26 protein-coding genes are annotated in these 26,916 nt (G+C 38.2%); 15 read left to right on the top strand and 11 right to left on the bottom strand.

The genetic code is table 11. The features are described 5' to 3' along the window. Window positions 1-78 precede the first annotated feature (78 nt). Complete coding sequence (locus tag AMD27_RS05410; protein ID WP_067657386.1) at window positions 79-1,302, bottom strand: MFS transporter; 1,224 nt, start codon at window positions 1,300-1,302, stop codon at window positions 79-81. A 115-nt stretch (window positions 1,303-1,417) separates the two neighbouring features. Between AMD27_RS05410 and AMD27_RS05415 the strand changes: the two genes are divergently transcribed. Further along, window positions 1,418-2,080, top strand: a complete 663-nt coding sequence (locus AMD27_RS05415) for a TetR/AcrR family transcriptional regulator (RefSeq protein ID WP_067662794.1) — start codon at window positions 1,418-1,420, stop codon at window positions 2,078-2,080. Window positions 2,081-2,219: 139 nt separating this feature from the next. Here the strand turns inward: AMD27_RS05415 and AMD27_RS05420 are convergent, their stop codons facing one another. After that, complete coding sequence (locus AMD27_RS05420; RefSeq protein ID WP_067657389.1) at window positions 2,220-3,680, bottom strand: CYTH domain-containing protein; 1,461 nt, start codon at window positions 3,678-3,680, stop codon at window positions 2,220-2,222. A 279-nt stretch (window positions 3,681-3,959) separates the two neighbouring features. On the opposite strand from AMD27_RS05420, the gene AMD27_RS05425 reads away from it, so the two are divergent. After that, window positions 3,960-4,340 (top strand): DUF962 domain-containing protein, encoded by a 381-nt coding sequence (locus AMD27_RS05425; protein WP_067657392.1) that lies wholly within the window; start codon window positions 3,960-3,962, stop codon window positions 4,338-4,340. Between the two features lie 202 nt (window positions 4,341-4,542). Here the strand turns inward: AMD27_RS05425 and AMD27_RS05430 are convergent, their stop codons facing one another. The 3 genes from AMD27_RS05430 to AMD27_RS05440 all read right to left on the bottom strand — a co-directional run bounded on the left by AMD27_RS05430 (window position 4,543) and on the right by AMD27_RS05440 (window position 7,254). Next, on the bottom strand, window positions 4,543-5,475 hold the full coding sequence (locus AMD27_RS05430; protein ID WP_067657395.1) for an IS5 family transposase: 933 nt from the start codon (window positions 5,473-5,475) through the stop codon (window positions 4,543-4,545). 178 nt (window positions 5,476-5,653) lie between these two features. Further along, window positions 5,654-6,007 carry a hypothetical protein gene (locus AMD27_RS05435; protein ID WP_067657399.1) on the bottom strand — a complete coding sequence of 118 codons (354 nt, stop codon included), beginning with the start codon at window positions 6,005-6,007 and terminating at the stop codon, window positions 5,654-5,656. Next, the gene (locus tag AMD27_RS05440; RefSeq protein WP_067657402.1) at window positions 6,007-7,254 is read right to left on the bottom strand and encodes a hypothetical protein; all 1,248 of its coding nucleotides are present in this window, start codon (window positions 7,252-7,254) and stop codon (window positions 6,007-6,009) included. The genes AMD27_RS05435 and AMD27_RS05440 overlap by 1 nt, the downstream gene beginning before the upstream one ends. A 381-nt stretch (window positions 7,255-7,635) precedes the next feature. On the opposite strand from AMD27_RS05440, the gene AMD27_RS05445 reads away from it, so the two are divergent. Continuing rightward, complete coding sequence (locus AMD27_RS05445) at window positions 7,636-8,010, top strand: IS630 transposase-related protein (protein ID WP_067655598.1); 375 nt, start codon at window positions 7,636-7,638, stop codon at window positions 8,008-8,010. After that, window positions 8,007-8,555: an IS630 family transposase gene (locus AMD27_RS18025; RefSeq protein WP_081405914.1), complete on the top strand. Its 549-nt coding sequence runs from the start codon at window positions 8,007-8,009 to the stop codon at window positions 8,553-8,555. Before AMD27_RS05445 ends, AMD27_RS18025 begins: the two co-directional genes overlap by 4 nt. A 103-nt stretch (window positions 8,556-8,658) precedes the next feature. On the opposite strand, the gene AMD27_RS05455 is transcribed toward AMD27_RS18025, so the two are convergent. Beyond that, entirely contained in the window at window positions 8,659-9,123 is a 465-nt protein-coding gene (locus tag AMD27_RS05455) for an IS1 family transposase (protein WP_067656583.1), read from the bottom strand. Then, the gene (locus tag AMD27_RS05460; RefSeq protein ID WP_067657355.1) at window positions 9,116-9,397 is read right to left on the bottom strand and encodes a transposase-like zinc-binding domain-containing protein; all 282 of its coding nucleotides are present in this window, start codon (window positions 9,395-9,397) and stop codon (window positions 9,116-9,118) included. The genes AMD27_RS05455 and AMD27_RS05460 overlap by 8 nt, the downstream gene beginning before the upstream one ends. 120 nt (window positions 9,398-9,517) lie before the next feature. On the opposite strand from AMD27_RS05460, the gene AMD27_RS05465 reads away from it, so the two are divergent. The 3 genes from AMD27_RS05465 (at window position 9,518) to AMD27_RS05475 (ending at window position 10,916) form a co-directional block, all read left to right on the top strand. Continuing rightward, the gene (locus AMD27_RS05465; protein ID WP_067657404.1) at window positions 9,518-10,216 is read left to right on the top strand and encodes a hypothetical protein; all 699 of its coding nucleotides are present in this window, start codon (window positions 9,518-9,520) and stop codon (window positions 10,214-10,216) included. A 110-nt stretch (window positions 10,217-10,326) separates the two neighbouring features. Continuing rightward, window positions 10,327-10,623 carry a type II toxin-antitoxin system RelE/ParE family toxin gene (locus AMD27_RS05470; RefSeq protein ID WP_067657406.1) on the top strand — a complete coding sequence of 99 codons (297 nt, stop codon included), beginning with the start codon at window positions 10,327-10,329 and terminating at the stop codon, window positions 10,621-10,623. Between the two features lie 2 nt (window positions 10,624-10,625). Then, entirely contained in the window at window positions 10,626-10,916 is a 291-nt protein-coding gene (locus AMD27_RS05475; protein ID WP_067657409.1) for an addiction module antidote protein, read from the top strand. Between the two features lie 85 nt (window positions 10,917-11,001). Here AMD27_RS05475 and AMD27_RS05480 read toward each other — a convergent pair whose 3' ends face one another. Together AMD27_RS05480 and AMD27_RS05485 are read right to left on the bottom strand one after the other, a co-directional pair. Continuing rightward, on the bottom strand, window positions 11,002-11,550 hold the full coding sequence (locus tag AMD27_RS05480; protein WP_067657412.1) for a cysteine hydrolase family protein: 549 nt from the start codon (window positions 11,548-11,550) through the stop codon (window positions 11,002-11,004). Between the two features lie 83 nt (window positions 11,551-11,633). Further along, window positions 11,634-12,518, bottom strand: coding sequence for an MBL fold metallo-hydrolase (locus AMD27_RS05485; protein WP_067657415.1), 885 nt, complete (start codon window positions 12,516-12,518; stop codon window positions 11,634-11,636). 132 nt (window positions 12,519-12,650) lie between these two features. On the opposite strand from AMD27_RS05485, the gene AMD27_RS05490 reads away from it, so the two are divergent. From AMD27_RS05490 to rapA, 6 genes are all read left to right on the top strand, one after another. Continuing rightward, window positions 12,651-13,628, top strand: coding sequence for a GlxA family transcriptional regulator (locus tag AMD27_RS05490; protein WP_067657418.1), 978 nt, complete (start codon window positions 12,651-12,653; stop codon window positions 13,626-13,628). A gap of 340 nt (window positions 13,629-13,968) precedes the next feature. Next, on the top strand, window positions 13,969-14,589 hold the full coding sequence (gene thiE / locus AMD27_RS05495) for a thiamine phosphate synthase (protein WP_067662796.1): 621 nt from the start codon (window positions 13,969-13,971) through the stop codon (window positions 14,587-14,589). 96 nt (window positions 14,590-14,685) lie between these two features. Further along, window positions 14,686-15,984: a glutamate-1-semialdehyde 2,1-aminomutase gene (gene hemL, locus AMD27_RS05500; RefSeq protein ID WP_067657421.1), complete on the top strand. Its 1,299-nt coding sequence runs from the start codon at window positions 14,686-14,688 to the stop codon at window positions 15,982-15,984. Between the two features lie 115 nt (window positions 15,985-16,099). After that, complete coding sequence (locus tag AMD27_RS05505; RefSeq protein ID WP_067657424.1) at window positions 16,100-16,516, top strand: GlcG/HbpS family heme-binding protein; 417 nt, start codon at window positions 16,100-16,102, stop codon at window positions 16,514-16,516. Window positions 16,517-17,012: 496 nt separating this feature from the next. Continuing rightward, window positions 17,013-17,657, top strand: coding sequence for an RluA family pseudouridine synthase (locus tag AMD27_RS05510; protein ID WP_067657427.1), 645 nt, complete (start codon window positions 17,013-17,015; stop codon window positions 17,655-17,657). Window positions 17,658-17,940: 283 nt separating this feature from the next. Continuing rightward, entirely contained in the window at window positions 17,941-20,769 is a 2,829-nt protein-coding gene (gene rapA / locus AMD27_RS05515) for an RNA polymerase-associated protein RapA (protein WP_067657430.1), read from the top strand. Between the two features lie 148 nt (window positions 20,770-20,917). Here the strand turns inward: rapA and AMD27_RS05520 are convergent, their stop codons facing one another. After that, window positions 20,918-22,318 carry a PLP-dependent aminotransferase family protein gene (locus tag AMD27_RS05520; RefSeq protein ID WP_067657433.1) on the bottom strand — a complete coding sequence of 467 codons (1,401 nt, stop codon included), beginning with the start codon at window positions 22,316-22,318 and terminating at the stop codon, window positions 20,918-20,920. 127 nt (window positions 22,319-22,445) lie between these two features. Between AMD27_RS05520 and AMD27_RS05525 the strand changes: the two genes are divergently transcribed. Further along, on the top strand, window positions 22,446-23,306 hold the full coding sequence (locus AMD27_RS05525) for a DMT family transporter (RefSeq protein WP_067657436.1): 861 nt from the start codon (window positions 22,446-22,448) through the stop codon (window positions 23,304-23,306). A gap of 199 nt (window positions 23,307-23,505) precedes the next feature. On the opposite strand, the gene AMD27_RS05530 is transcribed toward AMD27_RS05525, so the two are convergent. Beyond that, the gene (locus AMD27_RS05530) at window positions 23,506-24,303 is read right to left on the bottom strand and encodes an enoyl-CoA hydratase-related protein (protein WP_067657439.1); all 798 of its coding nucleotides are present in this window, start codon (window positions 24,301-24,303) and stop codon (window positions 23,506-23,508) included. An 826-nt stretch (window positions 24,304-25,129) separates the two neighbouring features. Between AMD27_RS05530 and AMD27_RS05535 the strand changes: the two genes are divergently transcribed. Further along, a complete protein-coding gene (locus tag AMD27_RS05535; RefSeq protein ID WP_067657442.1) occupies window positions 25,130-26,833 on the top strand; it encodes an AMP-binding protein in 1,704 nt (567 codons plus the stop codon). The last annotated feature ends 83 nt before the right edge of the window (window positions 26,834-26,916 follow it).

The following is a 26,916-nucleotide window of genomic DNA, read 5'->3' on the forward strand; positions in this document are numbered from 1 at the left end:
CTTCATTAAAAAATGAAGCTAGATTCATTGGTCAACATGTAGAACATGCTTAATTAAGATGTTGATTATCCCACCTGATTAAGTATTCGGACATTGAATTTTAGGATTATTTAAACCTCTGCTATACGTAAATACAGAAATTAAGGCAAAACCGATAAAGATGAGCACACTATAAAGGAGGCTGTTGGCACTGAAATGGTCCACGATATATCCACCAAATAACGCGCCAGTAGCAATCATGATCTGAAACATACCTACAAATAAGGGCATTCCTTTTTCAACAGACTCAGGTGCGTGCACAAACATCCAAATGTTTGCAGATGTTGGGAATGCGCCAAATGCAAAACCCCACAGTGCGGTAAGCAGATAAGCCCCAAATAAATGCACAGCAAAATAAGGGAAACTCATAAATACAATAGCAAAACAGACACCAATACCAGCAAGCGTATAACGCACATTGATATTACTGCTAAAACCTGCAAATGCATTTCCCAAAAACCCTGAAATACCATAAATAAGTAAGAGGGCGCTAATGGTGGAGCCATCGAATCCTGCGACATTTTTAAAAAAGGGTGCAAGATAACTGTAAGTTGAAAAATGCGCCAAGCCCATCAATAGAATAATGACTAGACCCTTGCGTGCTTTGGGATTGATAAATAGTGCAGGCAAATCGCGATATTGTATTGCCGAACTAGGTGGCAGTTTAGGTAAGAAAATACATTCTAAAACCAAAATCACAGCACCAATGATCGCGGTGATTAAGAATGCACTACGCCATCCATATAGCTCACTTAACCATGTGCCAATAGGAACACCCAACACTGTAGCCAATGTAACGCCCGCCATTACTATGGCAGTTGCTTTGGCGATAGGTAAATGAGGCGGAGCAACGCGACCGCTCAGCGCAATCGCAGTCGCCCAAAATCCACCAATGGCTATCCCTAAGAAGAAACGGCTAAACAAAAGCCATTCAAAGCTCTGCACCACGCTGGTCATATAGTTCGCAATGACCATAATTGCAGTGAGACCGATAAGTAAATAACGACGATCCAGTTGTTTAGCCCATACCGAAACCAAAGGTGCAGCAAAAGCACCCATGATCCCTGGCAAAGTAATCATTAAACCAGCTGAACCTACTGTGACATCTAATTCTTGAGCAATCGCGTTAAGTACGCCTATGGGCAAAAACTCACTGGTGACCAAAGCAAATGCGGTAATGGATACCGTGAGTATCGCCAGCCAGTTACCTTGCGATGACGTGACATTTAAATTAACTTGATGAGGGGCATCGGGAGAATTCATGCGTTGAGATCCTATTATTAATTTCATAGTGATTGTTATGAAATTAAAGTATTTGATTAATCCTTCAGCGTCAATTAATTTAGTAGTGATCGTTATAAAATTATATGGCTTGTTTATGCGAGAAATTGAAAAACTAAAAAATCAAGTAGATGCACCTGAGGAAACTTCACAACCTACGCAAATTACAAAACGGCGAGGAAGACCCAAATGCTTTAATGAGCAGCAAGCTTTAGAAAAAGCGACATTGTTATTCTGGCAATATGGCTATGAAGCGACCTCAATTAGTGATCTGACTCAAGCTTTAGGAATAACAGCTCCAAGCCTGTACAGTACCTTTGGCGGGAAAGCTGCACTTTTTGAAAAGTGTTTAGATTATTATTCTGAATATGAGGGTTGTTCTATAGATCATGTCTTTCAAGATGCAGAAGATATTCAAACTGCATTGGAATTGTACTTATTGGAAAATGTCAAAAAGCTCATTCAAAACCATAAACCGACAGGATGTATGTTGGTGGTCGCGACCATGAATTGTTCAGAACAAAATGTAGAACTTCAACACCAACTGATGAGTAGGCGTCATGTGACCAAGCGAAAATTAAAGGATTATTTTAATCAGGCTCAACAAGGGGGACAAATCCCGCAAGGTGTCGATGTGCAGAGTCTGGCTGATTTTTACAGTACTTTATTACAGGGCATGTCTATGCAAGCACGAGATGGTGCATCTATTTTGCAACTTGAACAAGTGGTGAAAATGGCCATGCAAACGTGGAAATCATAAGTTATTAAATTTTGAATGACTTGGAAAAATCCGCACTATAAACAATGCGGATTAAAATGAGTATCTCGATTTTAAATTTAAGTATTTTGTGTTTAAAAGCAGATTACTTTAAAAGCAGATTACTTTAAAAGCAGCATACTTACTTTAAAAACTTACGACTCACCAAGAATTGTTCCGTCGCCTCTAAAAGTTTTTCGGCATACACTTCTTGCTTGGCAGTCAGCCAACCTAAAGCAAACCAATCACTGGCTTCTAATTCCGTCTGTTGTAAATAGGATGAAGATGACGCCAAAATTTGATACTGCTCAGCAGCGTGCTGCGCATCATTCAAGGCTTTACCATATTTCTGCAAATTCTTAACATCAAAAATTTGAGTCAAAATGGGGAAGCTAAATTTGAGTTCATTTAAGCGTAGAGCCAAAGCTTCTAAACTTTCTAAATCCGCCAGATCTGCGCTATTTAGGGCATCTTGTAAGGCTTTATACTGATTCTGTAAGGTATTTTGCGCATACCATTTTAGATCATTACTTTGCACTTTCTTTGATGTGCCTAAGCTAAACATTAGTAACTCTAAATAATGCTGAACGTTTTGGGTCGATTTGACTAAGTTGTTCAATTTCTCTTGAGCATACAGCACATCTTTACTCAAACTTTCTGCCGTTTTGGGGTTCTGTAACAGTGCGCCCAACGTATTTTGCATGTGTTCAAAATGCTTTAAATTTTCAAAATGACTTTTAAATGCCGAAAGTTGGTTCGCCCATTTATCCACGCCCTTAGAAGTCCAATCTTTGAAAATGGATAGCGTTAAAAACAAATGTTCTAAAGCAATGTGCGCTTGATCGATATGTTCTTTTTCAGACACTTGAGCAGATATGGCGGCAATATTGGGCAATAAATGTTGCATATGATTGGCAATTAAAAAGCGCATGCTTTTTTCAGCAGTTTCTTTTTTGGCCAGAATAATCTCTTTGTCCAGTACTGCGGGACTGACCTTTAAATCAAGAACCAATAAATTGCCAAATTCAGCTTTGCTGCGCACATCAAGCCAAAGCTGATATTTTTTAACCCATTCAAAACTAAAGGCCAAAAGAGATTCGACTGAACCCGATTTAAGCTCAAACTCTACTTCATGAATGTCTTGCGATTTTTCCTCAGATTTGACTTGACCAATATCGACAGAGACTTCAATTTCAGCCTCTTCAAATTCAATTACGCGTAAAGTACGCTGAATATCAGTTTCAAACTGAAGTTGTAAGGCAGCGAAATTTTCACCGAGTGCTTTTTTGAGTATTGCATCTGCTTCAGGTTTTTGTGCATAAATTGAGAGGTCTAAATCAGGCGCTTGTGCTAACTCGCCTAAATCATAATTGTCTTCGAAATGATGCAAGTGGCTTTGACCGGCTGCTTTTAGGGTTTGAATCCAGCGCGTACCTTCTAGGCGCTGACGTAAAGCAATGCCATGTTGAGAAAGGCTGCGTTCTTGGGTGTCGTAGTATTTTGCTTGTAATTGAATGAGTTCAGATTTTTTGGGGTCAACAGCTTTCAGGAGGGCATTACGACGGTTTTCTGGAATCTGAAACTTTAATTCAACTTCAATCATTGTTTAATCCTAAACGCATATTTTTCTATAAAAAGATCTGTCTCGCAGACAAATATTTAAGGCAACAGACCAAATGGACTGAGCTTTAAGGCAACATTCTATGCCCGAATATGTTGGGCAATTAGGATTGTAACTGATTCGGCTGACTCAAAAATGGCAGTCATAGTAAATTCGTCAAATAATCCATAAAACTTCATCATCAAACACTTATCACTAAAGGCTTTTCTTTAAGCGTAAATTGGATTAATGTGATGGAAAAAGGAACAGGATAAAAACAACATGAATGCCTATGTCGACCCTCAACAGAATGTTGAACAACCGCAGTTTCAGTTGCCCATTAAAAATTATTCTGAATTTTATCGTTTTTATTTAACTGAACACCGTAGCATCATGAGTCGTCGTTTACATGCTGCGGGGAGCAGTGTTGGGATTTATTTTTTCAGTAAAGCCATCATTCAACGTAAACCCAAATATCTGATTTATGGACTGGTATCTGGTTACGCATGTGCATGGATCGGTCATTTTGTTTTTGAAAAGAATAAACCTGCCAGTTTTAAACAACCGCTGTATAGCTTCATTTCGGATTGGCGCATGTTGTCTGATATTTTACGAGGGAATTTAAGCCTTGTAGATCGTAAATTCGATAAAATTGAAAGTTAAGCCTTTTTAAGTAAAAAGCCCAGAGATTGCTGGGCTTTTAAATATTATAAAATGATTAAACTGGGCTACACAAAACAGTTAAACAGTATTTAAAGAATAGCCGTAGAACGGTAAGATTCAATAAAAAAGCCCAAACAGTGATGTTTGGGCGGCTTTGTTGCACAAATGCTTGAGAGGCAGAGCTATCCCAAAGGATCCAAATTTAAGATACAATTTGGGTATGAGGGCGGCCTAATTCCGTGAATTTATTCAAGACTGCTACACGTGCATGAATCTCATTCACCTGACTAGAGAAACTCCTTGCCGTTAATTTATCTCCCAATAATTTGATGCAATGCATCTTGGTTTCTACCAAACTTCGACGATGATAACCGGACCATTTTTTCCAAAGGGCTCTTCCTAGCCGTTTGACTGTTTTCAATAACTCATTCCGCTCTATAGACCTCGCTTGTTTGTCTTTCCAAGGCTTTGCATTCTTTCTTGGCGGAATCACAGCATGCGCTTGTCGATCTGAAATGACTTGTCGGCAGTGTTTCGTGTCATAAGCCCCATCTGTATAGACAGAGTCAATCTGCTCATCCAATGGAATTTGAGCAAGCAAGTTGCCAAGAACCTGAGAGTCACTCACATTGTTCGTCGTGAGCTGAACAGCACGTATTTGCAGGGTTTCAGCATTTATACCGATATGAAGTTTACGCCATTGGCGACGGTATTCAGGCTGATGTTTCTTACGTTTCCATTCACCTTCACCTAGAAACTTTAAGCCAGTGGAGTCTATAAGTAGATGCAGTCCATCACGGCTCTTTTGGTAACTAACCGCAATATCAATGTGCTTTTGTCTTCTGCAGAGGGTAGAGTAATCTGGTGCGGTCCAGCCTAATCTACAAAGTTTAATGAGGCTTTGGACAAAGCCTGTGACCATACGTAAAGAGAGTCGAAATAAGGATTTGATCATTAAGCAGCATTGAATAGCTGTATCGGAATATGTTTGATTTCGACCTTGTTTACCTTTTGGCTGAGCATACCATTGAGTGTTAGGATCAAACCAAATGGAGATATTTCCTCGGTTGATTAAGGCTCGATTATAGGAAGACCAATTGGTTGTCCGATAGATTTTAGGTGTTGGCTTATTCATTTAGAAATTATATTGATGAAGATGCCTTTAAGAACAGCTTTGTGCAACAAAGCCTGTTTGGGTTATAAAACTTAAAATAACTATTTGAATTTAAAAGGTAAATATAACACAGTTCGCATAAGGTGTATTATGTTAACTCTAGAAAAATTAAATTTACGATACTAAATTATGCTTAATATTATTCAACCTTAAACGTATATTTTTTATTGATTTCTGCATTACCACCACCATAAAATCCACCCCAAATATGAATCGTAAACGTACCGCTATATTTTGGAGTTCCTTTAATTTCAATAATATTATAACCATCTATTTCATTAGCTGGTTGAATAGTTATTCCTAAATCTTCAGGTATATTTGTTTTCAAAGGTTGATCTTTATCAATAATTTTTCCTCCAGATATTTTTATAGTTTGTTGATATGCTTGATTAATATGTGCAACAGGTAAACTATCTGGGATGATAATATATTTTTTACCACAGCCATTAAGTAATAAAAATATAGAAATAATAAAGACCAAATTTATTTTCATTAGAATGTTTCCTTTTTAACAAGCATGGCAAAAAATACTTTTTTTTCAAAATTATATAAAGAAATTCCCTTGCCTAGTCTTTGGCTTTCTTCACCCCAAGTAAACATTTTTAGGCTGACTTCAGTTGTATATGGATTTGCAGCAATTGTAATAGCTTGTCCCTTGGAATCTCTTAATTTATCAGTCCAAATAATCCAATGATCAGGAAAACTTTGTGTTCCTGAACTTGTTCCACTACTTAGAAGACTTGCCGATATTAAAGTAACTACATAGTAATCTTCACCAGCATATTGATTGATTTCACTAATTAAACTTGGATTGTAACCATTGAGGTAAAAAGGATATTTTTTTACACCTTTAAAACCAGACTTCTTAAACCAATTAGCGACTTCTCCCCATGTCGTAATTCCTGCGACTTCTTGTGAAGGATCATTAAGTTTAAGACCAATATTTTCAGATTCACGTAAACTTGCAAGCGTAATCCAATCAATTGGTGGAATTTTAGGTTGGCTATTAGATTTTTTATAAAAATTTTGGACTTTTCTACAACCATTTATTGAAGGCTTAATTTCAAGCTCCCCAATTTTTGATTGTCCTGTTTCCCATAATTGTTTTACTGCTAATTTATATTTAGATGGACTTAAATTGATTAAACAAAAAAAGTAGGCTGCTGGACCACATAGTGAGGTTATATCTTGATCTGGAAGAGGTTCATTTAATCTAGATTGCAGCCCAGCTTCAATTTGGGCTTTAGAAAAAGGATCATTAGGCTCTCCTGGTTTACATCCATCATCGATACATTGAAAAATACGGTTCCTATTTAAATTCAATGTTACTGTATTAGTCGATTTCTCTGCTTTTTGTTTCGTTATAGGACTAGCTTCTTTATATTTAGTGTGAGCTATATCCTTATTTTGACTATGTGTCTTTGATATAAACGATTCAATCTTATTCGGGGGAATGATCTGATCTAATACTGTATTTAATTTACCATTCAAATCTTTTCTATATAGAGTAAAAATAATTACACAATCTCGAATTTTTTCAAGGCCAATCTTAGATCCACTAATTTCAATAGAGTCAGTTTGATATAAATTTCCTATTTTCTTTAGGGTGGTGCGATTATTTTTATAAATTGATGGAGACAAATTCTTACCACTAACAGTATCTTTAATTTGTATTAAATATTCTAAAAGACTTGGATTGATATTGGTTTCTAGGACAACATAAGGGTAATAAGTAGCCATAATTATTCGATGTCCAATTGTTCGTCTTTGTATAAATGAAAATCTATTTTTTCTGATTGAATAGTATCGAAAAATTCTGTGTAACCGTATTCATCCGTAATTCCTTTTATAGATTTTCCATTTTGTGTAAATGCAATATATTTATGTTTTATAAATGGATTTTCTTCTTCATCTTTAAGGTGAAACCTTAATCTATATTTATTAGTATCTTCTAAGATAGGTAAGCTAATATGAGGAATATTAACAATACCCCCGCTTTTAAAAATATGTTGCCCAGCCTTCGCCTCAAACTTTGCAGGCGTAATGAATGTAATCCCATTCTTATTATAGCTGCAATCTTATTTTAGGATACAATGATAAAAAATTAATTTGTTCAAGATCATGCCTAAAGTATATTCAGTGGATTTACGTGAAAAAGTCATGCAGTTTTATGAAGAAAATAATCACAAATCATATACATGTAAAACCTTTAAAATATCTAGAACCACTTTGGATGATTGGATTCTTCTTCAAAACACCACTGGAGAATTGAAACAGCCTAAAATCAATGCAGGTCGACCCACTAAAATCAAGGATATGGATGCTTTCAAACACTTTATTGAAACTACTGAATTTTCTCAAGTGAAAGATCTCATCCCTTTATTTGAACAAAAGTTTGGGTATCCAATCCTTTACTCAACCCTGTTAAAAGCCATTCATAGACTTGGTTGGACACGTAAAAAAAGAGTTTTCTCTATAAGCAAGCCGACAAAATAACAAGGGCTGTATTCAACTGGTTTCTTCCGCAATGGAAAGAGGCGTTTGGGGAAGATCAGATTCTTTATATTGATGAGTCTGGGATAAACACCACAGATACAGCGCAATATGGTTGGTCTAAACTAGGCAGTCGTTGCGCTGCTTTAAAATTGGGTGGTCATGGTAAAAGATTAAGTATCATCAGTGCTGTGAGGTCTAATTCAGCGTATCAGTTCCTTTACCCTTTGATTTTTCAAGGTTCATGCGATCGAGCAATGTTCACGGGATGGTTGAGATATCTACTTGAAAATTTAACCAAAGATAATCAAGATAAGACCAAAAGACATCTGCTGATTCTAGATAACGCTTCGATTCATAAGAACGGAGATATCAAAAAACTAGCCAAAGACTTTAACTGTAGAATCATGTACTTGCCTGCTTACAGTCCAGATTTAAATCCAATTGAAAAAGCATGGTCAGTGCTAAAATCCAAAGTTAAAAGTATCGCTGTCCGTTTTGACAAAAACATAGAAGAAGCGCTCGATTTAGGCTTGAAGGCAATGTAGCTTAAAATTTAAATCCAGCTATAATTATGATTTGAGAACCACCAGCCATAAGTCTACCTATCTTTATAAAATTCAAAACTTAAGCTTCAATTTAGGGTAGTGTCTAAATATGACGTGTTAACCACTTATCTTTCATGTCTTGATTGTATTTTAATAAAAACATATGCAAGACAGCTTCATGATTTTCTTTCTTCTTCGAAAAGCTTAAAGTTTTCCGTGTAAAACGCCCTAAGCGATTTCTTAATGTGGCATTGAACCGCTCAACATGGTTCGTTAAACCTGTATGTTTACCTACAGAGCGATGGGTACCAGGATCAAACACCTCAGCATAACTTGACCAATAATCACTACATGTTGCTAAATTAAAGTAGCTTGAGGGAATACGGCAACGTAAATCTGTACATGTTTTATCATTGCGCTGACCACATACATAAGCGACGACCTGACGTGTACGACAGCATAGTGCAATCCAACTCCAAACCTTATGACGACGAGCTTTTACAAAGCTCCAAAGTTCATCCAGTTCTAGAACATCTGTTGGATGAGCATCAAGTAATTCGTCACTCAATTTCCTGTTGTTTACTTTTTTTTATCCATCCCATGAGCGTTTGAGGTGCAACACCAAATAGACGCTGCATGCCTCTTAAACTGCCTCGTTCAAGATAAGTATTGATGATGAGTTCTTTTTGCTCTTCGGTATATTTGATTTTAGGTTTGAGCACACTTGATCGGCCGCAATCTTTACATCTGAACTGCGCATTCCCGCTTTTATTGTGTCCATTCTTATAAATATTTGCTGATTGGCAACGGATACATATGTAGCTTATCGTTTCTATGATCATGTTTAAGGTCTATTACTCAGGTATTTTTAAGTCTATTCTAGATTGAACCACGTTAATTTTGCACACTACCCAATTTAGCTTAAAATAAACATCTAATAATTCAATATTTTTAATCAAAGTATGACTTTCATCATAGCAATTCAACTGAATGATAGCATTATTGTTGCAGCAGACAATAAGGAAGTCATACTCAAAGAAGATCAACTAAATGAGCCTATAGCGCACTCAACCTCAAAAATCCATTCTTGGGACAACGGCATTATCACTGGCACAGGCGAAAGCTATGTGATCAATCGCTGCATCGCTTTATTTGAAGAGTTCGCTCAATCAGAATTAGCATCCCTACCTGATTATTTGGAACTTTCACGACACATTCGAGAACATGAAATCGGTAAAGATCACTTCCAAGTGCAAAATACCAAACTACTGTGCTCTAGCTACAGTGAACGTGGTGCTCAACTTTATAAAATTGAACAGATCAATGATCAGCAAAGCTATACAATGACCGCTATAGAACCGATGGACATGACCGTGTGGATGTTCAATCCCAATGTGGAAACGATTACAGCAGATTTAAAAAACTTATATCTAGATTTGAAAGATTACTCAGCATTTACAAACCAAGTCGATTGGATGAATCACTATATCAATCGAATTGCACCGATCTATCAAAAGCAAAGCCAAGTAGACTCACTGATGAGTCAAAGCTTTGATATCTTCTTTCAAAGCAAAGATGAGTATGTGTTTGGCCATATCCCCAATACTCAAAATACTGCGATTGAATTAAAGGAAATTTACCCTGATTCAGCATCCATTTAACATAATGGGCATTATGCGAAATTTACAAATTTTGTAGATGAATCTAGAGGGAAAACACTTGCTTTATGTATTCGATCGAATACAATTAAGCCAGAATAGAAGCAAGCTTCATGATTGAAATTAAACGTCTGCCTGAATTTGATGAATGGTTAGATGACATTAAAGGCAATATGACCCGTATTCGCCTGAATCGTCGATTAGATAAGGTTCAGCGTGGAAATTGGGGAGACATTAAACCTCTCCAAGAAGGTGTATGGGAAATGAGAGGGTTCTTCGGTTCCGGTTGCAGAATGTACTATATCCAACATGGTGATGTTGTGATTGTGATGCTAGGTGGCGGTGATAAATCTACACAGCAAGACGATATCAAGCGAGCAGTTAAATTATCTAAAACATTGGAGGATTAAAAATGGTTAAAGTCGCTGATTTACCAAGTTTTGATATGACTGAATCACTTAAAACTGAAGAAGATATTGTGACGTATCTCAATATGGTTCTTGAAGATAATGATCCTGCTGAATTAGCTCATGCGCTTGGTGTAATTGCTAAAGCAAGAGGGATGACCCAGATTGCAAAAGAGGCAGGTATTGGCCGTGAAGCTCTTTACAAAGCACTTCGTCATGACTCTGCACCTCGTTTTGATACGATCAATCGTGTAGTGAATGCTTTAGGTTTAAAACTTACAGTTCAAAATGCTTAAAATTTAAAAAAACTAATAAAAATGGGAGCCTGAGGCTCCCACTTTCAATTTCGCATAAGGTGTATTATATTGATTTTAGAAAGTCTTAATCTTTAGCTAAATAATCTTCAGTTGATATCACTTGAGCATATGCAAATTCAAAAGCGGCCATTAATGTTGCATGGACATGACCAGCAGGTACTTTAATGCCATTAAATTCAAGGTCTAGTGTTGCACAAGCATCATGAATCACTTTTACCTTATAACCAAAATCAGAAGCAGCACGAACAGCCGCATCGACACACATATGGCTCATAGCACCAATCACGACTAACTCAGTCACTTGATTGCTATCTAAAATTTCTTTGAGATTCGTGTTTAAGAACGCATTGATGTGATTTTTAATGATCACGGATTCATCTGCTTGCGGCTTAACTGTGTCCTGAAATTCAATACCATTTGAGCTAGGTTCAAATATAGGAGATTCAGCATCAGCAATATGTTGGACATGAATCACTTGAGTACCCTGTTGACGGGCCTTCGCAATTACTTTCACTGCATTAGCAGCAGTTTGTTCAATATTTACCAATGGTAATTTACCTGTAGGTAGATATTCATTTTGTAAGTCGATCACTAATAAAGCTGATTTTGACATATCTATTCCTTTACTTAACTCATATTTGTTTTGTTCTACTTAGGTTTTAAAGAAGTGGAATGCTTCCACTTCTTTAAATTACTTTAAAAAGAAAGCGTTTCACCATCAATAGGAATTAAAACCTTATCTTGGATCCCTTTGTCTTCTACATATTCTGCAAGCTGAGCACGTGTTACCGACATGTGGTTAATGGCATCCATGTGAACAGCAATAACTTTGGCATTGGGTGCTTTCTGAGTTGCGAGATAAGTATCTTCTTTACCCATAATAATGGATTCTTTAAAGCCATTAACCAAGGCGTTACCTGTATTCAATACAATCACATCAGGTTTAAATGTTTGAATCGCTTGATCAACTTCAGAACGCCAGATGGTATCTCCTGCCACATAAACCGTTTCATGGCCAGCAGCTTCAAATACAACACCCATTGCTTCGCCTAATCCAGCTTTAAGCTTAGGAATACGGTACATGGCATCAGTACCGTGTTGACCACCAGTTTTAGTGAGCTTAATCCCTTCAAAGGTCGCTTGCGTTAATACCCGAACATCTTTGAAGCCTTGTGACTGAATGACTTTCTGGTCTTCTATATTTTGTACAAACAAAGGCATGTTTTTCGGAATAGTCGCTTGTGCTGCATCATCCCAATGATCTAAATGTGTATGGGTCACGATTACCGCATCTACACCTTCTAAAATCGTTTCAGGCTTGATAGGCAAATCGACTAATGGATTGCGTAAATAGCTACGATGAGTATCAGGGAAACCTTCATAAAACCCTTTTTTAGCAAACATTGGGTCAATTAAAAAAGTCGTATCAGCATAGGTTACTTTAATCGTCGCATTGCGAATTTCTTGTATATGCGTAACTTTAGAAGTATCTCGCTGAACCACCTTATCATTCGCATATAAATGGACTGAAGCCATTGCCAGAGAGAGCGCAATTACAGAGCTACTTAAAATTTTATTCATGTTCCAGATCCAATCATTTAGTCATACTTGAATCATGATAGAAAAAATCAAACAAAAAAATTGTCCTTAAGGACAATCATCGAAACTATTGGGACAACATGCTATATTCATTATTTTAGAGAGGTAAGTTAAATGGGTATACCAGTGATTGGATTGTTTGTTTATCCCAATATAAGTCCATTTCACTTCTCTATCCCCCATATTATTTTCAATATCAAAATTGAAGATAAACCATTGTTTGATCTAAAAGTATTTTCTCTAGATGGTGATTCCGTCAAAACAGAAAGCGCGATGACAATTACGCCTGATGGTGGCGTCGACCTTATCAATGATTTTGATTTGGTCATTATTCCTGGATGGGATGATTTCAATCATGTGCCAGATCAAATCTTAATGGATGGACTCAATAACGCATATAAAAATGGATCTAGAATTGTTGGGTTATGTTATGGAACCTACGCATTGGCATATGCAGGTTTACTTGAACGTAAAAAAGCAGCTACGCACTGGATGGCTGAACAAGATTTCAGTGAACGATTTCCACAGATTCAGCTTGATCATGATGCCTTGTATGTAGAAGATCAAAGGATCGTAACCTCTGCTGGAACAGGCGCAGCGTTAGACTGCTGTTTGTACTTGGTACGTGAAATCTATAATGCACAAATTGCGAATAAATTCTCTAGAGTAATGGTAATTCCGCCTCACCGTGAAGGTGGGCAAGCCCAGTTTATTGAACAGCCAGTAGCAGAATCGGGCCAAGATGCAAAAATTAACCTATTACTTGATTTTTTAAGAAAAAATTTAGCTATACAACATAATATTGAAGGCCTAGCTCAACGGACACATATGACACGTAGGACATTCACAAGGCATTTTAAGAAAGCGACAGGCATGACCTTAGTCGATTGGCTGAATACTGAAAGAATCAGATTAAGCAGTGAACTACTAGAAACGACAAACTTGTCTATCGAAAAGATAACCGAGCTTTCAGGTTTTAATAATACAGTGTCATTTAGAAAAAAATTTCGTGAAAAATATGGCACCAGCCCTCAGGCATGGAGAAAAGCTTTTGGGATAATTAATGAGGATAATCTACCCCATTTAATATAATGGCGATTATGCGAACTATATTCTTTTTATTTATTTAAAAATCATATCTTATCTATCTTAAATAATCTCAAAATACCCTAAAGAGCCGACTGTAAAACATGTTGGTTACTTTTGAGTGACTTTGATATTTATTGCCAACAAAACGATCAATAAGCAAGCTGTTTTGAATTTTTCACCGATCTTTCATCATTTAAATTCTTGGAATTATCTGCAATCCGTATCTTCTATAAGTTCAGTAAATTGCTGAGCTTTATATTTTGTTCAATTTAACAAATGCGATAACACTGTGCTTTGTCCTATAATGGGTTCAATTTTTGTATTTGCTTTGAGTGATTTAACCATGCGCGGTTTGTATTTAATTACCAATGATGATCCGATTGAACTGTTACTGGCGAAATTAGAAGGCGCAATGGCGACCTATGAAGTGGCTGTTTTGCAATATCGCCGTAAAAATGTGGCGAAAGAAAATCAAGCCTACGAAATTGAATATATGAAAAATATGTGCAATCAATATAACGTACCTTTCGTGATCAATGATGATTTAGAAACGGCTGTGCAATATGGCGTGGGTGTACATTTAGGTCAAGATGACGGCTCGATTGTAGATGCAGTTGCTCGTCTTCCTAAAAATGTGTTGATCGGTCGGAGTTGCAACAACTCGATTGAACTCGCTGAGCAAGCGATTGCAGATGGCGCAAACTATGTAGCGTTTGGTGCAATCTATGCAACGGATACCAAGCCTGAAGCGGGTAATATCGGTCTTGAAACCCTCAAACTTGCCAAAGAAAAACTGAATGTACCCATTTGTGCCATTGGTGGTCTGACTGTAGAAAACTCAGGTGTTGTGATTGAAGCAGGTGCTGATCTGTGTGCTGTGATCAGTGATGTATTGGGAGGTTCAATGTCAGGGGTTGCCCAACGAGTGTATGACTGGTCTGAGTTATTTGCTGAAAAAGCATAAGATTATTGAAAAAGGCTAAAGATTGCTGAAAAGACGTAAAAGCTTTTATCTTTTTAAATCATTTAAATCATTTAAATTTTTGAGTTGAGAATCTCCATGACTTTATCTGCCAAGCAAGAACAATTGTTTAAACAAGCCAGCAAACACATTCCAGGTGGAGTGAACTCACCTGTACGCGCATTTAATGGCGTGGGTGGTACCCCAGTGTTTATCGAAAAAGCACAAGGTGCTTATTTGTATGATGTGGATGGTAAGCGTTACGTAGACTACGTCGGTTCTTGGGGTCCAATGATCTTAGGACATGCACATCCTACGATTATTAAAGCCGTGCAAGAAGCAGCGGTTGACGGATTAAGCTTTGGTGCGCCAACAGTTCATGAAACCACACTTGCGGATATCATTTGTGAAATCATGCCTTCTATTGAATTGGTCCGTATGACCAACTCAGGTACAGAAGCAACCATGACGGCAATTCGCCTTGCTCGTGGTTATACCGGTCGTGACAAGATTGTAAAATTTGAAGGTAACTACCACGGTCATTCAGACTCATTATTGGTAAAAGCAGGTTCTGGATTGCTTACCAGTGGTGAAGGTGAAGCGACTTCTGCAGGTGTACCTGCAGATTTTGCAAAACATACTTTAACGCTTCCGTACAATGACATCGCAACATTAAAAGAATGCTTCGCGAAGTTTGGTTCACAGATTGCAGGTGTCATCGTTGAGCCTGTGGCAGGCAACATGAACTTGGTGAAGCCGATTGATGGTTTCTTACAAGCGATTCGTGATGTTTGTGATGAACATGGTTCAGTGTTTATCATTGATGAAGTGATGACCGGTTTTCGTGTTGGTCTGGGCGGCGCACAGGCACATTATGGCGTAACACCAGACTTAACCACTTTGGGTAAAATCATTGGGGCAGGGCTTCCAGTAGGTGCTTTTGGTGGTAAACGTGAAGTGATGGAATGCATTGCACCACTGGGTAAAGTCTATCAAGCAGGAACGTTGTCAGGTAATCCACTGGCAATGCGTGCAGGGATTGAAATGTTTAAGCATTTACGTGCTGAAGGCTTTTATGAAAACTTAACTGCACAACTGGAAAAGCTACTCGCGGGTTTACAAGCAGCAGCAGATGAAGCGGGTATTGCATTTAAAACTCAGCAAGTTGGTGGAATGTTTGGTTTGTATTTCACAGATCAAACAGACATTACCAGCTTTGATTCAATGTTAAAATGCGATGTTGAGATGTTCCGTAAATTTTTCCACGGGATGCTTGAACAGGGCGTAAATCTTGCACCGTCTGCATTTGAAGCTGGATTTATCTCAAGTGCGCATTCAGATGAAGATATTGCGTATACAATTCAAGCAGCTAAAACGGTATTTGCACGTATAAAATAGTTTTTTTTCAAAAATCTATTAACATAAGCCCATAGCATGAATGCTGTGGGCTTTTTGTGTCAGGCTTGGTCTTGAGCCTAGTCTCAAGTAGAAAATTCAGGGATAGCGATTAGAAATGAAAACCAAACATTATTTAACTTTGGAAGATGCTGAATTTTTGCTGACGCGCGCGCACCAATATGCCATAGACCAAAAATTCAATGTTAGTATCGCCGTGGTGGACGAATCAGGAACCTTACTGGCAATGAAACGTATGGATGGTGCTTCACCGATGACGGCAAATTTAGCTGTTGAAAAAGCCAAATGTTCTGCCTTAAGTCGTAAACCATCGCAAATCTTTGAAGAACTCATTAAAGACGGTCAGTTGGGCTTTCTGACGGTCAATTCTTTTTCAGGTATGGTTGAAGGTGCAGAGCCGATTATTTATAAAGAGCATTTGGTCGGTGCATTAGGCGTGTCGGGCGTAAAGTCCTATGAAGATGCTGAAATTGCGCAACATGCAATTCAAGTGTTTTTGGCATTGGCAGATTAATTTAAAAATCGCGTGATTAGACAAAAGCTGTTTCGATCACGCAAAAAATTAAAGGCTGCAAAAAATCATTAAGGCTCTAGAGTTTTTGGTTAAAAATGAAGTTTTCTAATATGGCTTCAACCTGTTCTAACATCATGTCTTTAACGGTATAAAAGGTCATAGTTAAGCCAGTAGCCCCTCAACATGGTCTGATTTCACGTTTTCTCATCGCATTAAATGATAATTTAAAATGATCATTCAGGTTGTGATAAAGATCTGGTCTCTAATGCAAATCTTCAGTCAGTATTTAAAAAGATCCGAATGCTCTTAGATAGAGAGATTTTCAGCTGCTCTTTTTCTCAAGCATCGGTATTTCAGGTACCTCTCAGAAAAACAAATCAGATTAATCGTAATTTTCTCGGTTTAAGTCTCAAGTTTTTCTGAATTTACATTGTAATTTTATGCCAAGCTTTTTATCATTGCCGGCTCACTTTCACGATCTGCTAGGAATTGAACTTTGAGTAACTTTCTAAAAGAACATCTCATTTATCGTGATACAGATTTTATGGTCATCCATAAACCTGCTGGACTGCTTTCCGTTCCAGGTAAAACCGAAGATTTACAAGACTGCGTGATCAAACGTTTATTGAAAGAAGAACGTCGTACACTGCTGATTCATCGGTTAGATCGAGATACCTCAGGCATTTTGGTGTTTGGTTTATCTAAAGCAGGGCAGAAATCCATTTCAAGACAGTTTCAAGAAAGACTCACAGAAAAAACCTATCAAGCTCTTGTGGTGGGTCATCTAGACGGTGAGGGTACAGTCGATATTCCTGTCATTTATGATCCAACGCGTCCGCCGTTGCATATCGTAGATGCAACTCACAATAAGGTGGCTCTAACCCATTGGATCGCAACTGAGCATTTTGAAATTCAAGGTCAGCCTGTGACTCGTGTTAAACTGACGCCGATTACGGGGCGTGCGCATCAACTTCGTGTGCATATGCAGTACTTGGGTCATCCGATTGTAGGGGATACGCTCTATGCGCAGTCTGAGCACCAGAACCTGATGCCGCGTCTATGTTTGCATGCCGAGCAGTTAAGTTTTAATCATCCAATTACTGACGAACGTATGGATTTTCATTGTCCTGTTCCTTTTTAGTTGTACCTTCATTTTAAATTCATTTTAAATTCATTTTTTAATGACATTTTTAAATGTGTTATCACATTTAGTCGGTCTGGGAAGGATGTTTTAAGCTGTTGAATCTTAGGTTTCTACACAAAACATAGCGTTTAATGCTTAAAACCAATCAACCCTAAATATTGCTCACTTTTTGGTGGGCTTTATGTCAAAATATATTGCTTAAAGACGTTAAACTTTGTTCAAATAATCTCCTGATTGAGCATTGGTTTTTCAGTCCTAACTTGAGATAAGGTGGAAAAAATTGCAGCAATTTGCTATTGGTCAACGTTGGCTTTCTGACACAGAAACAGAACTTGGGTTAGGTGTATTAATTGATGTAGATGAAAGATCAATTAGTATTTTATTCCCAAAGAGTGATGAAACCCGTGTCTATGCACGCAATAACGCACCTTTATCTCGGATTGTTTTTAACGTAAAAGATGAATTACAAGACCAAGAAGGCGCACTTTGGAATGTCGAGTCATTTGAAGAACGTAATGGCGTAATTCGTTACAATGTGATTCGTACCTTGGTCGATGGTACAGAAGAGCGCAAGTCTTTAAATGAAACTCGTATTGGTGCAACCATCCAGCTGTCTAAGCCTTTAGATCGATTGCTTGCGAGTCAAGTCGACTATAAAGAATGGTATGACTTGCGTATTGAAGCAATGCAAATGCAAGCCAATATGCAAAATAGCCCACTTCGTGGCATGGTGGGCGCACGTGTCGGTTTGATTCCGCATCAGCTTTATATTGCACATGAAGTCGGTAAGCGTTTTGCACCGCGTGTTTTACTGGCAGATGAAGTCGGCTTAGGTAAAACCATTGAAGCAGGTCTGATCATTCATCAGCAGCTGAAAACAGGTCGTTCTGAACGTATTTTAATTTTGGTGCCAGATTCACTGCAATACCAGTGGATGATTGAAATGCGTCGCCGTTTCAATTTGCAATTCTCTTTGTTTGATTTGACCCGTACTGCGTCAATTAAAGAACATGACCCTGAACTGAATCCTTTCCTCACTGAGCAATGCATTATTGCCTCAGTAGATTTAATGATTGACCATGATGATTTGCGTGAGCAAGCCATTGAAGCTGGTTTTGATCTGTTGGTGGTCGATGAAGCACATCACTTAATGTGGTCTGAGGAAGAGGGCGGGAACGACCGTTATGACCTCGTTGAAGAGTTGGCAGAAAAAACACCGGGCGTGTTGTTATTGACTGCAACCCCAGAACAATTGGGTGTGGAAAGTCATTTTGCGCGTCTACGTTTGCTTGATCCACAGCGTTTTAGTTCACTCGATCGTTTCTTGGATGAAGAAGAAACGTATCATCACACCGCGCAAATTGCCGAAGTACTGATGTCAGATTTGCCACTCGAAGCAGGACATTTTGAAGCAATTGAACAGTTATTGGGTCATAAAATTAATGATGATCCTGAACAGCGTTTCCGCGCAATTCATGAACTTTTAGATCGTCATGGTACCGGTCGCGTGTTGTTCCGTAACACACGTGAAGCGATTCAAGGTTTCCCAGGTCGTGACTGTCAACCTGCACCTTTGCCTGCACCTGCAAACTGGTCGAAAGCGGGTAAATTGCGTGAGCAAATGTGGCCTGAAGAAGCACAACTTGATGGTGCTTGGATGGAATTTGATCCACGTGTATCGTGGATTATGGAAATGCTACGTACCCAGTTAAAACATAAGAAAGTATTACTGATTGCGCGTAGTGGCCCAGTGGTTGAAGCGCTTGAAAATGCCTTACGTATCCACGCAGGGATTCGTACGGCAATGTTCCATGAAGGTATGAGTTTACTTGAACGTGACCAAGCAGCGGCATACTTTGCAGAAGAGTCGTATGGCGCACAGATTTTACTGTGTTCTGAAATTGGTTCAGAAGGGCGTAACTTCCAGTTTGCCTCAGACTTAATTTTATTCGATTTGCCTGCAAACCCAGATGTACTTGAGCAGCGCATTGGTCGTTTAGATCGTATTGGTCAAGAAAATCGTATTCAAATTCATGTACCGTATTTATTGGGTACAGCGCAAGAGCGTATGTTCCGCTGGTATAACGAAGCGTTGAATATTTTCAGCAACATTTCACCGACGGCGCAAACCTTACAAGAAAACTTCATTCTCGATATAAAAGAATGCTTAGTCAATGATAAGCCTGAAGCTTTTGAAGCATTACTTGAAGCGGTCAATGTACAGCGTCAAGCACTTGAGCATGAGCTACAAGCAGGTCGTGACCGTTTACTCGAGTACAACTCTTGTCGTCCGATCGTTGCACAAGAAATTGTGACTGCACTTGAAAATTATGATGACAATAGCTTATTGCCAATGTTCATAAAACGTTTTATGGCATCGACCAATATCGACTTTGATGAGCAAAGTAACGGTACAGTCATCATCAAGCCAACTGAGCAAATGCAAGTGCAAGGTATTCCGCTGGATGAAGATGGTATGACGGTAACATTCTATCGTGACCAAGCGCAAATTCGTGAAGATGCAGAATATTTGACTTTAGAGCATCCATTTACTGAAAGCGTGATGGAGATGATCAATACCCAGTCGTTTGGTAGTACTAACGTTTCTGTGTTGAAATCTGCTGCATTGCCACAAGGTTCAGTATTGGTTGAAGTGTGGTTCAAAGTGGGTGTGGTTGCGCCGAAAGCACTAAACTTGCCATCAAGCTTACCGACACAATTGATCCGTGTGCTTCTAAGCGAAAAAGGTCAGGACTTATCGCAAAAAATTGCACCTGAAATTTTAAAACCGTATTTACATCATTTGGATGGCAACAGTTGCCGTCAAGTGGTGAAAGCACGTCGTGATGTGGTTGAGCAGCGTTATGCGCAAGCATTGGATATTGCCAAAGGTGCATTGCCTGATTTGACCAAGCAAGCCAAAGAAATTTATGGCACTAAATGGCAATACGAAATTGACCGTTTGACTTACCTGAAACAGTTCAATCCAAGTATTCGTGAAGATGAAATTTCACGTCTACAAAAACTGCAAAAAGAAGGTTTAAGCTTACTCGATGGTTTATCTGTGACGCCTGAGGCGATTCAAGTCTTGGTTGTAGTTAAACCCTAATTTGAATGGATTATAGAAAAGCACCTTCGGGTGCTTTTTTATTTTAGTTCTTAATTTTCTTTGATGAACTTTGTATAACTGATTGTTATTAATTTAATAATTAACGGTGCTATAAATTGAGTCTTTTATATAACTTGTATTATATTAATTAAGTGCTGAAGGACTTATTTTTTTCTGATAAAACTTTTTTCAAAATATCAAATATACGATCGTCAGTAGACTGAGCAACATTGAAACGTAAAAATCTTGAAGCATTTAATGACTGACTAAAAGCATTACCAGGCGCAAGAATTACACCATCTTGCAGACATGCCCGAGCGATAGTTGTAGCGTCTATACCTTCTGGTAGACGACACCAAAGGAACATTCCTGCTTTAGGGACTAGCCAAGGCTCTATACCGATATCCTTAAGTTTGGCAACAGTTTTTATCATTTGATCTGCTAACTGCAAACGCACTTTTTCCATATGTCTACGGTAACCACTGTCAGTTAATGTCATTAATATCACTTCTGCAGTCAGTCTTCCGCTACTAAATGAAGTTGCAATTTTTAAATCCACAAGATGTTCAATCCAGTCTTTTCGAGCAAGAATATAACCACAACGTATTGAAGCTGATACGGTTTTGGAAAAGCTCCCAATTTGAATAACTCTTGATAATCCATCCAATGAGGCAAGCCTAGGTGCGGGTGTATTTTCAAAGTCTACAAAAATATCATCTTCAATGATAATCAGATTAGTATCATCAATTAACTTCAAAAGTTTATGAGCTGTTACAGGTGAAAGAACAGCGCCTGTTGGATTATGAATACCTGAATTTGTGATATAAAGTCGTGGGGAATATTCTTTTAAAGCAAATTCAAACGCATTTATATCAGGTCCATTTGAAGTATAGGGAATACCTATCACTTTTACGCGATGTGCTTTTAGTAAGGCATGAAAATTAAAGTAACAAGGATCATCAACTAAGACTGTATCATTTGGTTCAAGGAAAAAACGGCAAATTAAATCAATAGCTTGAGTTCCTGAATCAGTTAGCATAATTTGCTCTGGGGGTACCTCAATTCCAGTATTTGTTAATTTTCTTGAGAGAAGTTGACGTAATGCAGGATGACCTAATGGTGTTGCATATTCGCATAATTCTATTATATCTGCCCGTGCTAACTGACGTAGGGAGCGACGAACTCCTGTTTCATATAACCATGATGAAGGAAGCCAACCACAGCCTGGTTTAAGAACGTTTTGATTTGTTTCTAGTGATTGTCGTGAAATCCACAACGGATCAACTTCTCTATCAATTTTCGGCCCAAGCTGTGTGAGTGCAAGTGGAGGGACTGGTCCATTTACGTAAAAACCTGATCCCTTTACGGATGTAACAACTCCTTCAGCCATTAAGCGTTCATACGCTTCAACCACAGTTGAAACAGAAACTTGCATTGTTTGAGCTTGCTGTCGTACAGAAGGTAATCGACTACCTGATAGATAGGTACGTGAAGCAATTTTCGATTGAACTTCGACCATCACTGCATGGATGCGTGTACCATTTCTCATTCTTTAATCCTTTACTGTACTGTTTTTTAATCCATAACAGTTTCTATAAATTGTACTGAAGTGTAGCTGGTACATTAAATGTAGCATATGTTCATATAAGGATATTGAATGAAGTGATGAAAACTGAATGAAAGAATCAACAAGCGGCTGGATTAACGGTTTTATTGGTGTTGTGATATTTGCTGGATCATTGCCGGCCACTCGCATAGCTGTTGCAGACTTTGATCCGATATTTCTCACTAGTGCACGTGCGATAATTGCTACTTTATTAGCGGTAATTTTGCTTCTTTTGCTTAGACAATCTCGCCCACAGATTATTGATATTTATTCACTAATAATCAGTTCCTTAAGTGTTGTCGTGGGGTTTCCTCTATTAACAGCATTGGCACTCCAGCATGTTACTTCAGCCCACTCCATTGTATTTGTAGGACTCTTACCTCTCTGTACAGCTGTATTTGCTGTGATACGTGGTGGAGAACATCCAAAGCCCTTATTTTGGGTATTCTCCATTATAGGTGCCGCCTTTGTTGTAGGTTATGCCGTGATAGGCTATGAAAGTATTTCATTTGAAGGTGATTTATTGATGTTGGCCGCCATTGTTATATGCGGGTTGGGTTATACAGAAGGTGGGCGCCTTTCTCGAAAGATTGGAGGTTGGCAAGTGATTAGTTGGTCTTTAGTATTATCGTTGCCAATTATGTTACCAATGGCTTTAATCACTATGCCCTCATCATTTGAGCATGTCACGAACCCAGCATGGATTAGTTTGGGCTATGTTTCTGTTTTCAGTATGCTGTTAGGTTTCGTATTTTGGTATCGTGGATTGGCACAAGGGGGAATTGCTGTTGTAGGGCAACTTCAATTATTTCAACCTTTTATAGGACTTGGTCTTGCTGCATTGCTACTGCATGAAACAGTGAGTTGGTCAATGTTTATTGTAACTTTAGTTGCTGTAATATGTGTTGCAGGAGCAAAGCAATATGCATAATAAATTATAGATTTTAAAATAAATGGTAAACCTATGCTCAATTTCTTGCATCAAACATCTTTGGTAAGAAGTACTTAGAATTCTCTTTTCAGCATTGATATTTTGAATCAGGCCGTTTCAGATCTTCTCGCATAGGAATCTCTGTTTATGAGTTCTTCGTGTTACAGACTTATTTCTTGGCGATTTACCAAATATTCCATCAATTAAATTGTGAAAAATCAGGCTTTCTTTTTTGCATAAAAGCATTCACTGCCTCAAACATTTCAGGTGAGCCCACCCGCTGCATCACGACTTCTGCTTCATCGTCTATACATTTTAAAATTTGATCCAAATTATGTTTCATTAATTTTTTGGCAGCTTTAAGCGAAGCAATCGGAAGTGTTGCTAAGTGCTGCGCCTGAGCGGATGCATAATCGTAAGGAAGATTTACGATTTCATTGATGATGCCTACCTTTAAAGCTTTATTTGCATCATATTTTTTTGCACTCAAAAGTATTTCCGCTGCTTGATGGTGGCCTGCACATTGTACCAACAGTAAACTGGCTGCACCTTCTAGAGATAAACCTAAACTGACAAAAGGCATTTGGAAAGTTGCACTGTTATCGGCATAAACAAAATCAAAATGCAGAAGAAGTGTATTGGCAACACCAATACAAGCACCACGAACAGCAGCAATACATGGTTTTGAAAATTCAGCTACGGATTTGAGTAACATAAATGGTGGCGTTGAGCCTGCTTGACCCGCTTCAGGAAACTTTGGAAGCTGTAAGAGTGATTTCATATCATTTCCAGAGCTAAAGTCGGTATTAGCACCCCGTAAAACTAAAACTCGCACTTCACTTGCTTGGTCTGCCTCACAGATGGCTTGGCGAAGATTGATATACAACTCCGTATTTAAAGCATTTTTAGCTTCTGCACGATCAATGACAAGTGTCAGTACCCCTTGTTCGAGTTGAGCATGCAGGTGTGGGTAAGGGAATTCAAGCGATTTCAGCATTTTAAAATATCCTTATTTTAAATAGATGATGCTGTTTAGCTTTTGATTATAATTTAAACCGCTTAAATTTTTTTAATTGGCTTTTAAATTTCAAAGGGTACTAAATCAAACTTTCTCGAGGTGAATTAAAATACGTTCGGCATCTGCATAATTCATATACTTAGGCACAGCGTACATGCCATGTGCTTCTGTAAATGCGACTTCTATCATATCTGGAAAATCATGTGGTTGCACACCTTGATACTGATATTTAATTCGGTTAAAAGTGCTTTGATCCGTTTTTAATCACTTCAAAAGTAGGATCAGGGTTGAGCTCGGAAAAATAGTGACCTGAATGCCTGCCTACGCTAATTTATTTTACAGGGAGTGAATGAAACCTAGTTTTAGTGAGATTGCATCGGTCACGAACAGCACTCTTTTCGTGCCCAATTTTCATGCCCAGTTGATAAATGTTGTCAGATTAATTTAATGCTCAGTTGGGTACTGCAAAACTAATCGGTGTGAAACAGCTAATATATAGGTGAGTGCTTGTACGACTTTTAGTTATGTCCTGGCTTTAATTCTTACTGATCATTTAGCCAATCAGGATTAATTCAATTCATGAGCGATGATCTCGTGATAGCTTGAATAATGTACTTTTGTATTGGCGAAGAAACTCAACGTCATTGACCTAAAATGTTCTAGTTGAATTTTGGTTTATATTGTCAATCAAATAACGCTTTTTTGTACTTGATTTATCTCGATATTATGCTAAGAATTTAAATTGAATAATAAATAAACAAAATGGACTTCGCCAATTTATCGAGATGATAGGAAATTAAAGCACATGGAAGATTTAAATCAGTCGGAACAGCAGGAATTTTTACCCACACATATTCATTATTTATTGCATTGGGAAAAAATCACGCCGAACAAAGTCTACTTAGTTCAACCCTTGCCCAGTGGTGAGGTGATCAGTTTTACATGGAAAGACGTTGCGAATCAGGTGCGCCGTATGGCGGCATATTTAACATCATTAAATATGCCTGCGAAAAGTCAGATTGCAATTTTAGGCAAGAACAGTGCGCACTGGATTATGGCGGATTTAGCCATTTGGATGTCAGGGCACATTTCAGTACCACTTTACACCACTTTAAATGCTGACGGTACGCAATATATACTCGATCATAGTGAGAGTAAATTTCTGTTTATTGGGAAATTAGACGGAATGGGTGACAGCTGGAATGACGTCAAGAAGATTATTCCCGCAAATTTTCCATGCGTGAGATTACCGCTTTCGCCAGATTATGATGCACCCAAATGGGAAGATATCGTAGCTAAAACTGAACCTTTGGAAACGGTTATATTTCCAGAAGCGGATGATTTAGCCACTATTATTTATACATCAGGAAGTACGGGCTTACCTAAAGGGGTGATGCAAAGTTTCACCACGTTATTGGCGCCGTCGAGTGAGCTGAAAAATACCTTTAGTGTGACACCAGCTGAAAGGGCGTTGTCCTATTTACCCCTCGCGCATGCAGCTGAACGTATTTTCATTGAATCATCGTCACTCATTTGTGGCTTTACAGTATATTTTACCAATTCCCTCGATACTTTTATTGATGATTTGAATCGGGCAAAACCCACCATTTTCTTCTCAGTTCCAAGGCTATGGACCAAATTCTATTTAGGCATCAATGAAAAAATTCCGCTAAGTGTTCAGAATGTCTTATTCAAATTGCCTGTGATAGGTAAGTTTATTAAAAATAAACTGTTGACCAAGCTCGGTTTAAATCATGTTCGTTATGCGCTAACAGGTTCTGCACCGCTCCCTGTCAATATTATTAAATGGTATCGCGGTCTAGGGTTAGAGCTACTTGAAGTTTATGGCATGACTGAAAATGCGGGCTATTCGCATATTACCCGTTTTGGACAGTATGAAAGTGGTTTTGTAGGTCATGTGCAAAATCGAGTTGAATGTAAAATTGATAAAAATGGCGAAATTTTGGTAAAAAGCCCAGGTACTATGCTCGGCTATTATAAAAATCCTGAGAAGACCGCTGAGGATTTAACACCGGATTGGTTCTTACGCACAGGGGATATGGGGGAAATAGATGCCCAAGGCAGACTCAAAATTACTGGTCGTGTTAAAGATATCTTCAAAACATCCAAAGGTAAGTATGTAATGCCCGTCCCGATTGAACAAAAGATTGGTAATCATCAAATGATTGAATCTGTCTGTGTAGGCGGAGCAAGTCACAAGCAACCCATTGCATTTGTGATGTTGGCTGAGGAAGTTCGTCATAAACTCAAACAAGACAACAAGCGTGATGAGATTGAAAGCACATTGTTTGCTTTAAAAAATGAGATCAATGAAAAATTGGAGTCACATGAAAAAATTGGTTTTATTGTGGTGATTACAGATTTATGGAGCATGGATAACGATATGCTCACCCCAACCATGAAAATTAAGCGCAATAAGATTGAATCTAAGTATGAGCCACGGATCGAACAGTGGGTGGCAGAAAACAAAGAAGTCATTTGGGAGTAATTTGAATTTCTACAGTGAACCATCAAAACTTAAGATTCAAAATACAATGCAAGAAAGCCCTTTATGTAAATCTAAAATAAAGG

The sequence above is a fragment of the Acinetobacter sp. TGL-Y2 genome, from assembly GCF_001612555.1.
GTDB lineage: Bacteria > Pseudomonadota > Gammaproteobacteria > Pseudomonadales > Moraxellaceae > Acinetobacter.

What these genes read in the sequence shown, in the direction of transcription:
- AMD27_RS05470 (WP_067657406.1), top strand. Translation starts at nt 10,327, where the DNA reads ATGATTGAAATTAAACGTCTGCCTGAATTTGATGAATGGTTAGATGAC.
- AMD27_RS05425 (WP_067657392.1), top strand. Translation starts at nt 3,960, where the DNA reads ATGAATGCCTATGTCGACCCTCAACAGAATGTTGAACAACCGCAGTTT.
- AMD27_RS05430 (WP_067657395.1), bottom strand. Translation starts at nt 5,475, where the DNA reads ATGAATAAGCCAACACCTAAAATCTATCGGACAACCAATTGGTCTTCC.
- AMD27_RS05445 (WP_067655598.1), top strand. Translation starts at nt 7,636, where the DNA reads ATGCCTAAAGTATATTCAGTGGATTTACGTGAAAAAGTCATGCAGTTT.
- AMD27_RS05475 (WP_067657409.1), top strand. Translation starts at nt 10,626, where the DNA reads ATGGTTAAAGTCGCTGATTTACCAAGTTTTGATATGACTGAATCACTT.
- AMD27_RS05520 (WP_067657433.1), bottom strand. Translation starts at nt 22,318, where the DNA reads ATGAGAAATGGTACACGCATCCATGCAGTGATGGTCGAAGTTCAATCG.
- AMD27_RS05525 (WP_067657436.1), top strand. Translation starts at nt 22,446, where the DNA reads ATGAAAGAATCAACAAGCGGCTGGATTAACGGTTTTATTGGTGTTGTG.
- AMD27_RS05420 (WP_067657389.1), bottom strand. Translation starts at nt 3,680, where the DNA reads ATGATTGAAGTTGAATTAAAGTTTCAGATTCCAGAAAACCGTCGTAAT.
- AMD27_RS05460 (WP_067657355.1), bottom strand. Translation starts at nt 9,397, where the DNA reads ATGATCATAGAAACGATAAGCTACATATGTATCCGTTGCCAATCAGCA.
- AMD27_RS05435 (WP_067657399.1), bottom strand. Translation starts at nt 6,007, where the DNA reads ATGAAAATAAATTTGGTCTTTATTATTTCTATATTTTTATTACTTAAT.
- AMD27_RS05535 (WP_067657442.1), top strand. Translation starts at nt 25,130, where the DNA reads ATGGAAGATTTAAATCAGTCGGAACAGCAGGAATTTTTACCCACACAT.
- AMD27_RS05485 (WP_067657415.1), bottom strand. Translation starts at nt 12,518, where the DNA reads ATGAATAAAATTTTAAGTAGCTCTGTAATTGCGCTCTCTCTGGCAATG.
- hemL (WP_067657421.1), top strand. Translation starts at nt 14,686, where the DNA reads ATGACTTTATCTGCCAAGCAAGAACAATTGTTTAAACAAGCCAGCAAA.
- AMD27_RS05440 (WP_067657402.1), bottom strand. Translation starts at nt 7,254, where the DNA reads ATGGCTACTTATTACCCTTATGTTGTCCTAGAAACCAATATCAATCCA.
- AMD27_RS05490 (WP_067657418.1), top strand. Translation starts at nt 12,651, where the DNA reads ATGGGTATACCAGTGATTGGATTGTTTGTTTATCCCAATATAAGTCCA.
- AMD27_RS05480 (WP_067657412.1), bottom strand. Translation starts at nt 11,550, where the DNA reads ATGTCAAAATCAGCTTTATTAGTGATCGACTTACAAAATGAATATCTA.
- AMD27_RS05415 (WP_067662794.1), top strand. Translation starts at nt 1,418, where the DNA reads ATGCGAGAAATTGAAAAACTAAAAAATCAAGTAGATGCACCTGAGGAA.
- AMD27_RS05530 (WP_067657439.1), bottom strand. Translation starts at nt 24,303, where the DNA reads ATGCTGAAATCGCTTGAATTCCCTTACCCACACCTGCATGCTCAACTC.
- thiE (WP_067662796.1), top strand. Translation starts at nt 13,969, where the DNA reads ATGCGCGGTTTGTATTTAATTACCAATGATGATCCGATTGAACTGTTA.
- AMD27_RS05410 (WP_067657386.1), bottom strand. Translation starts at nt 1,302, where the DNA reads ATGAATTCTCCCGATGCCCCTCATCAAGTTAATTTAAATGTCACGTCA.
- AMD27_RS05505 (WP_067657424.1), top strand. Translation starts at nt 16,100, where the DNA reads ATGAAAACCAAACATTATTTAACTTTGGAAGATGCTGAATTTTTGCTG.
- AMD27_RS05465 (WP_067657404.1), top strand. Translation starts at nt 9,518, where the DNA reads ATGACTTTCATCATAGCAATTCAACTGAATGATAGCATTATTGTTGCA.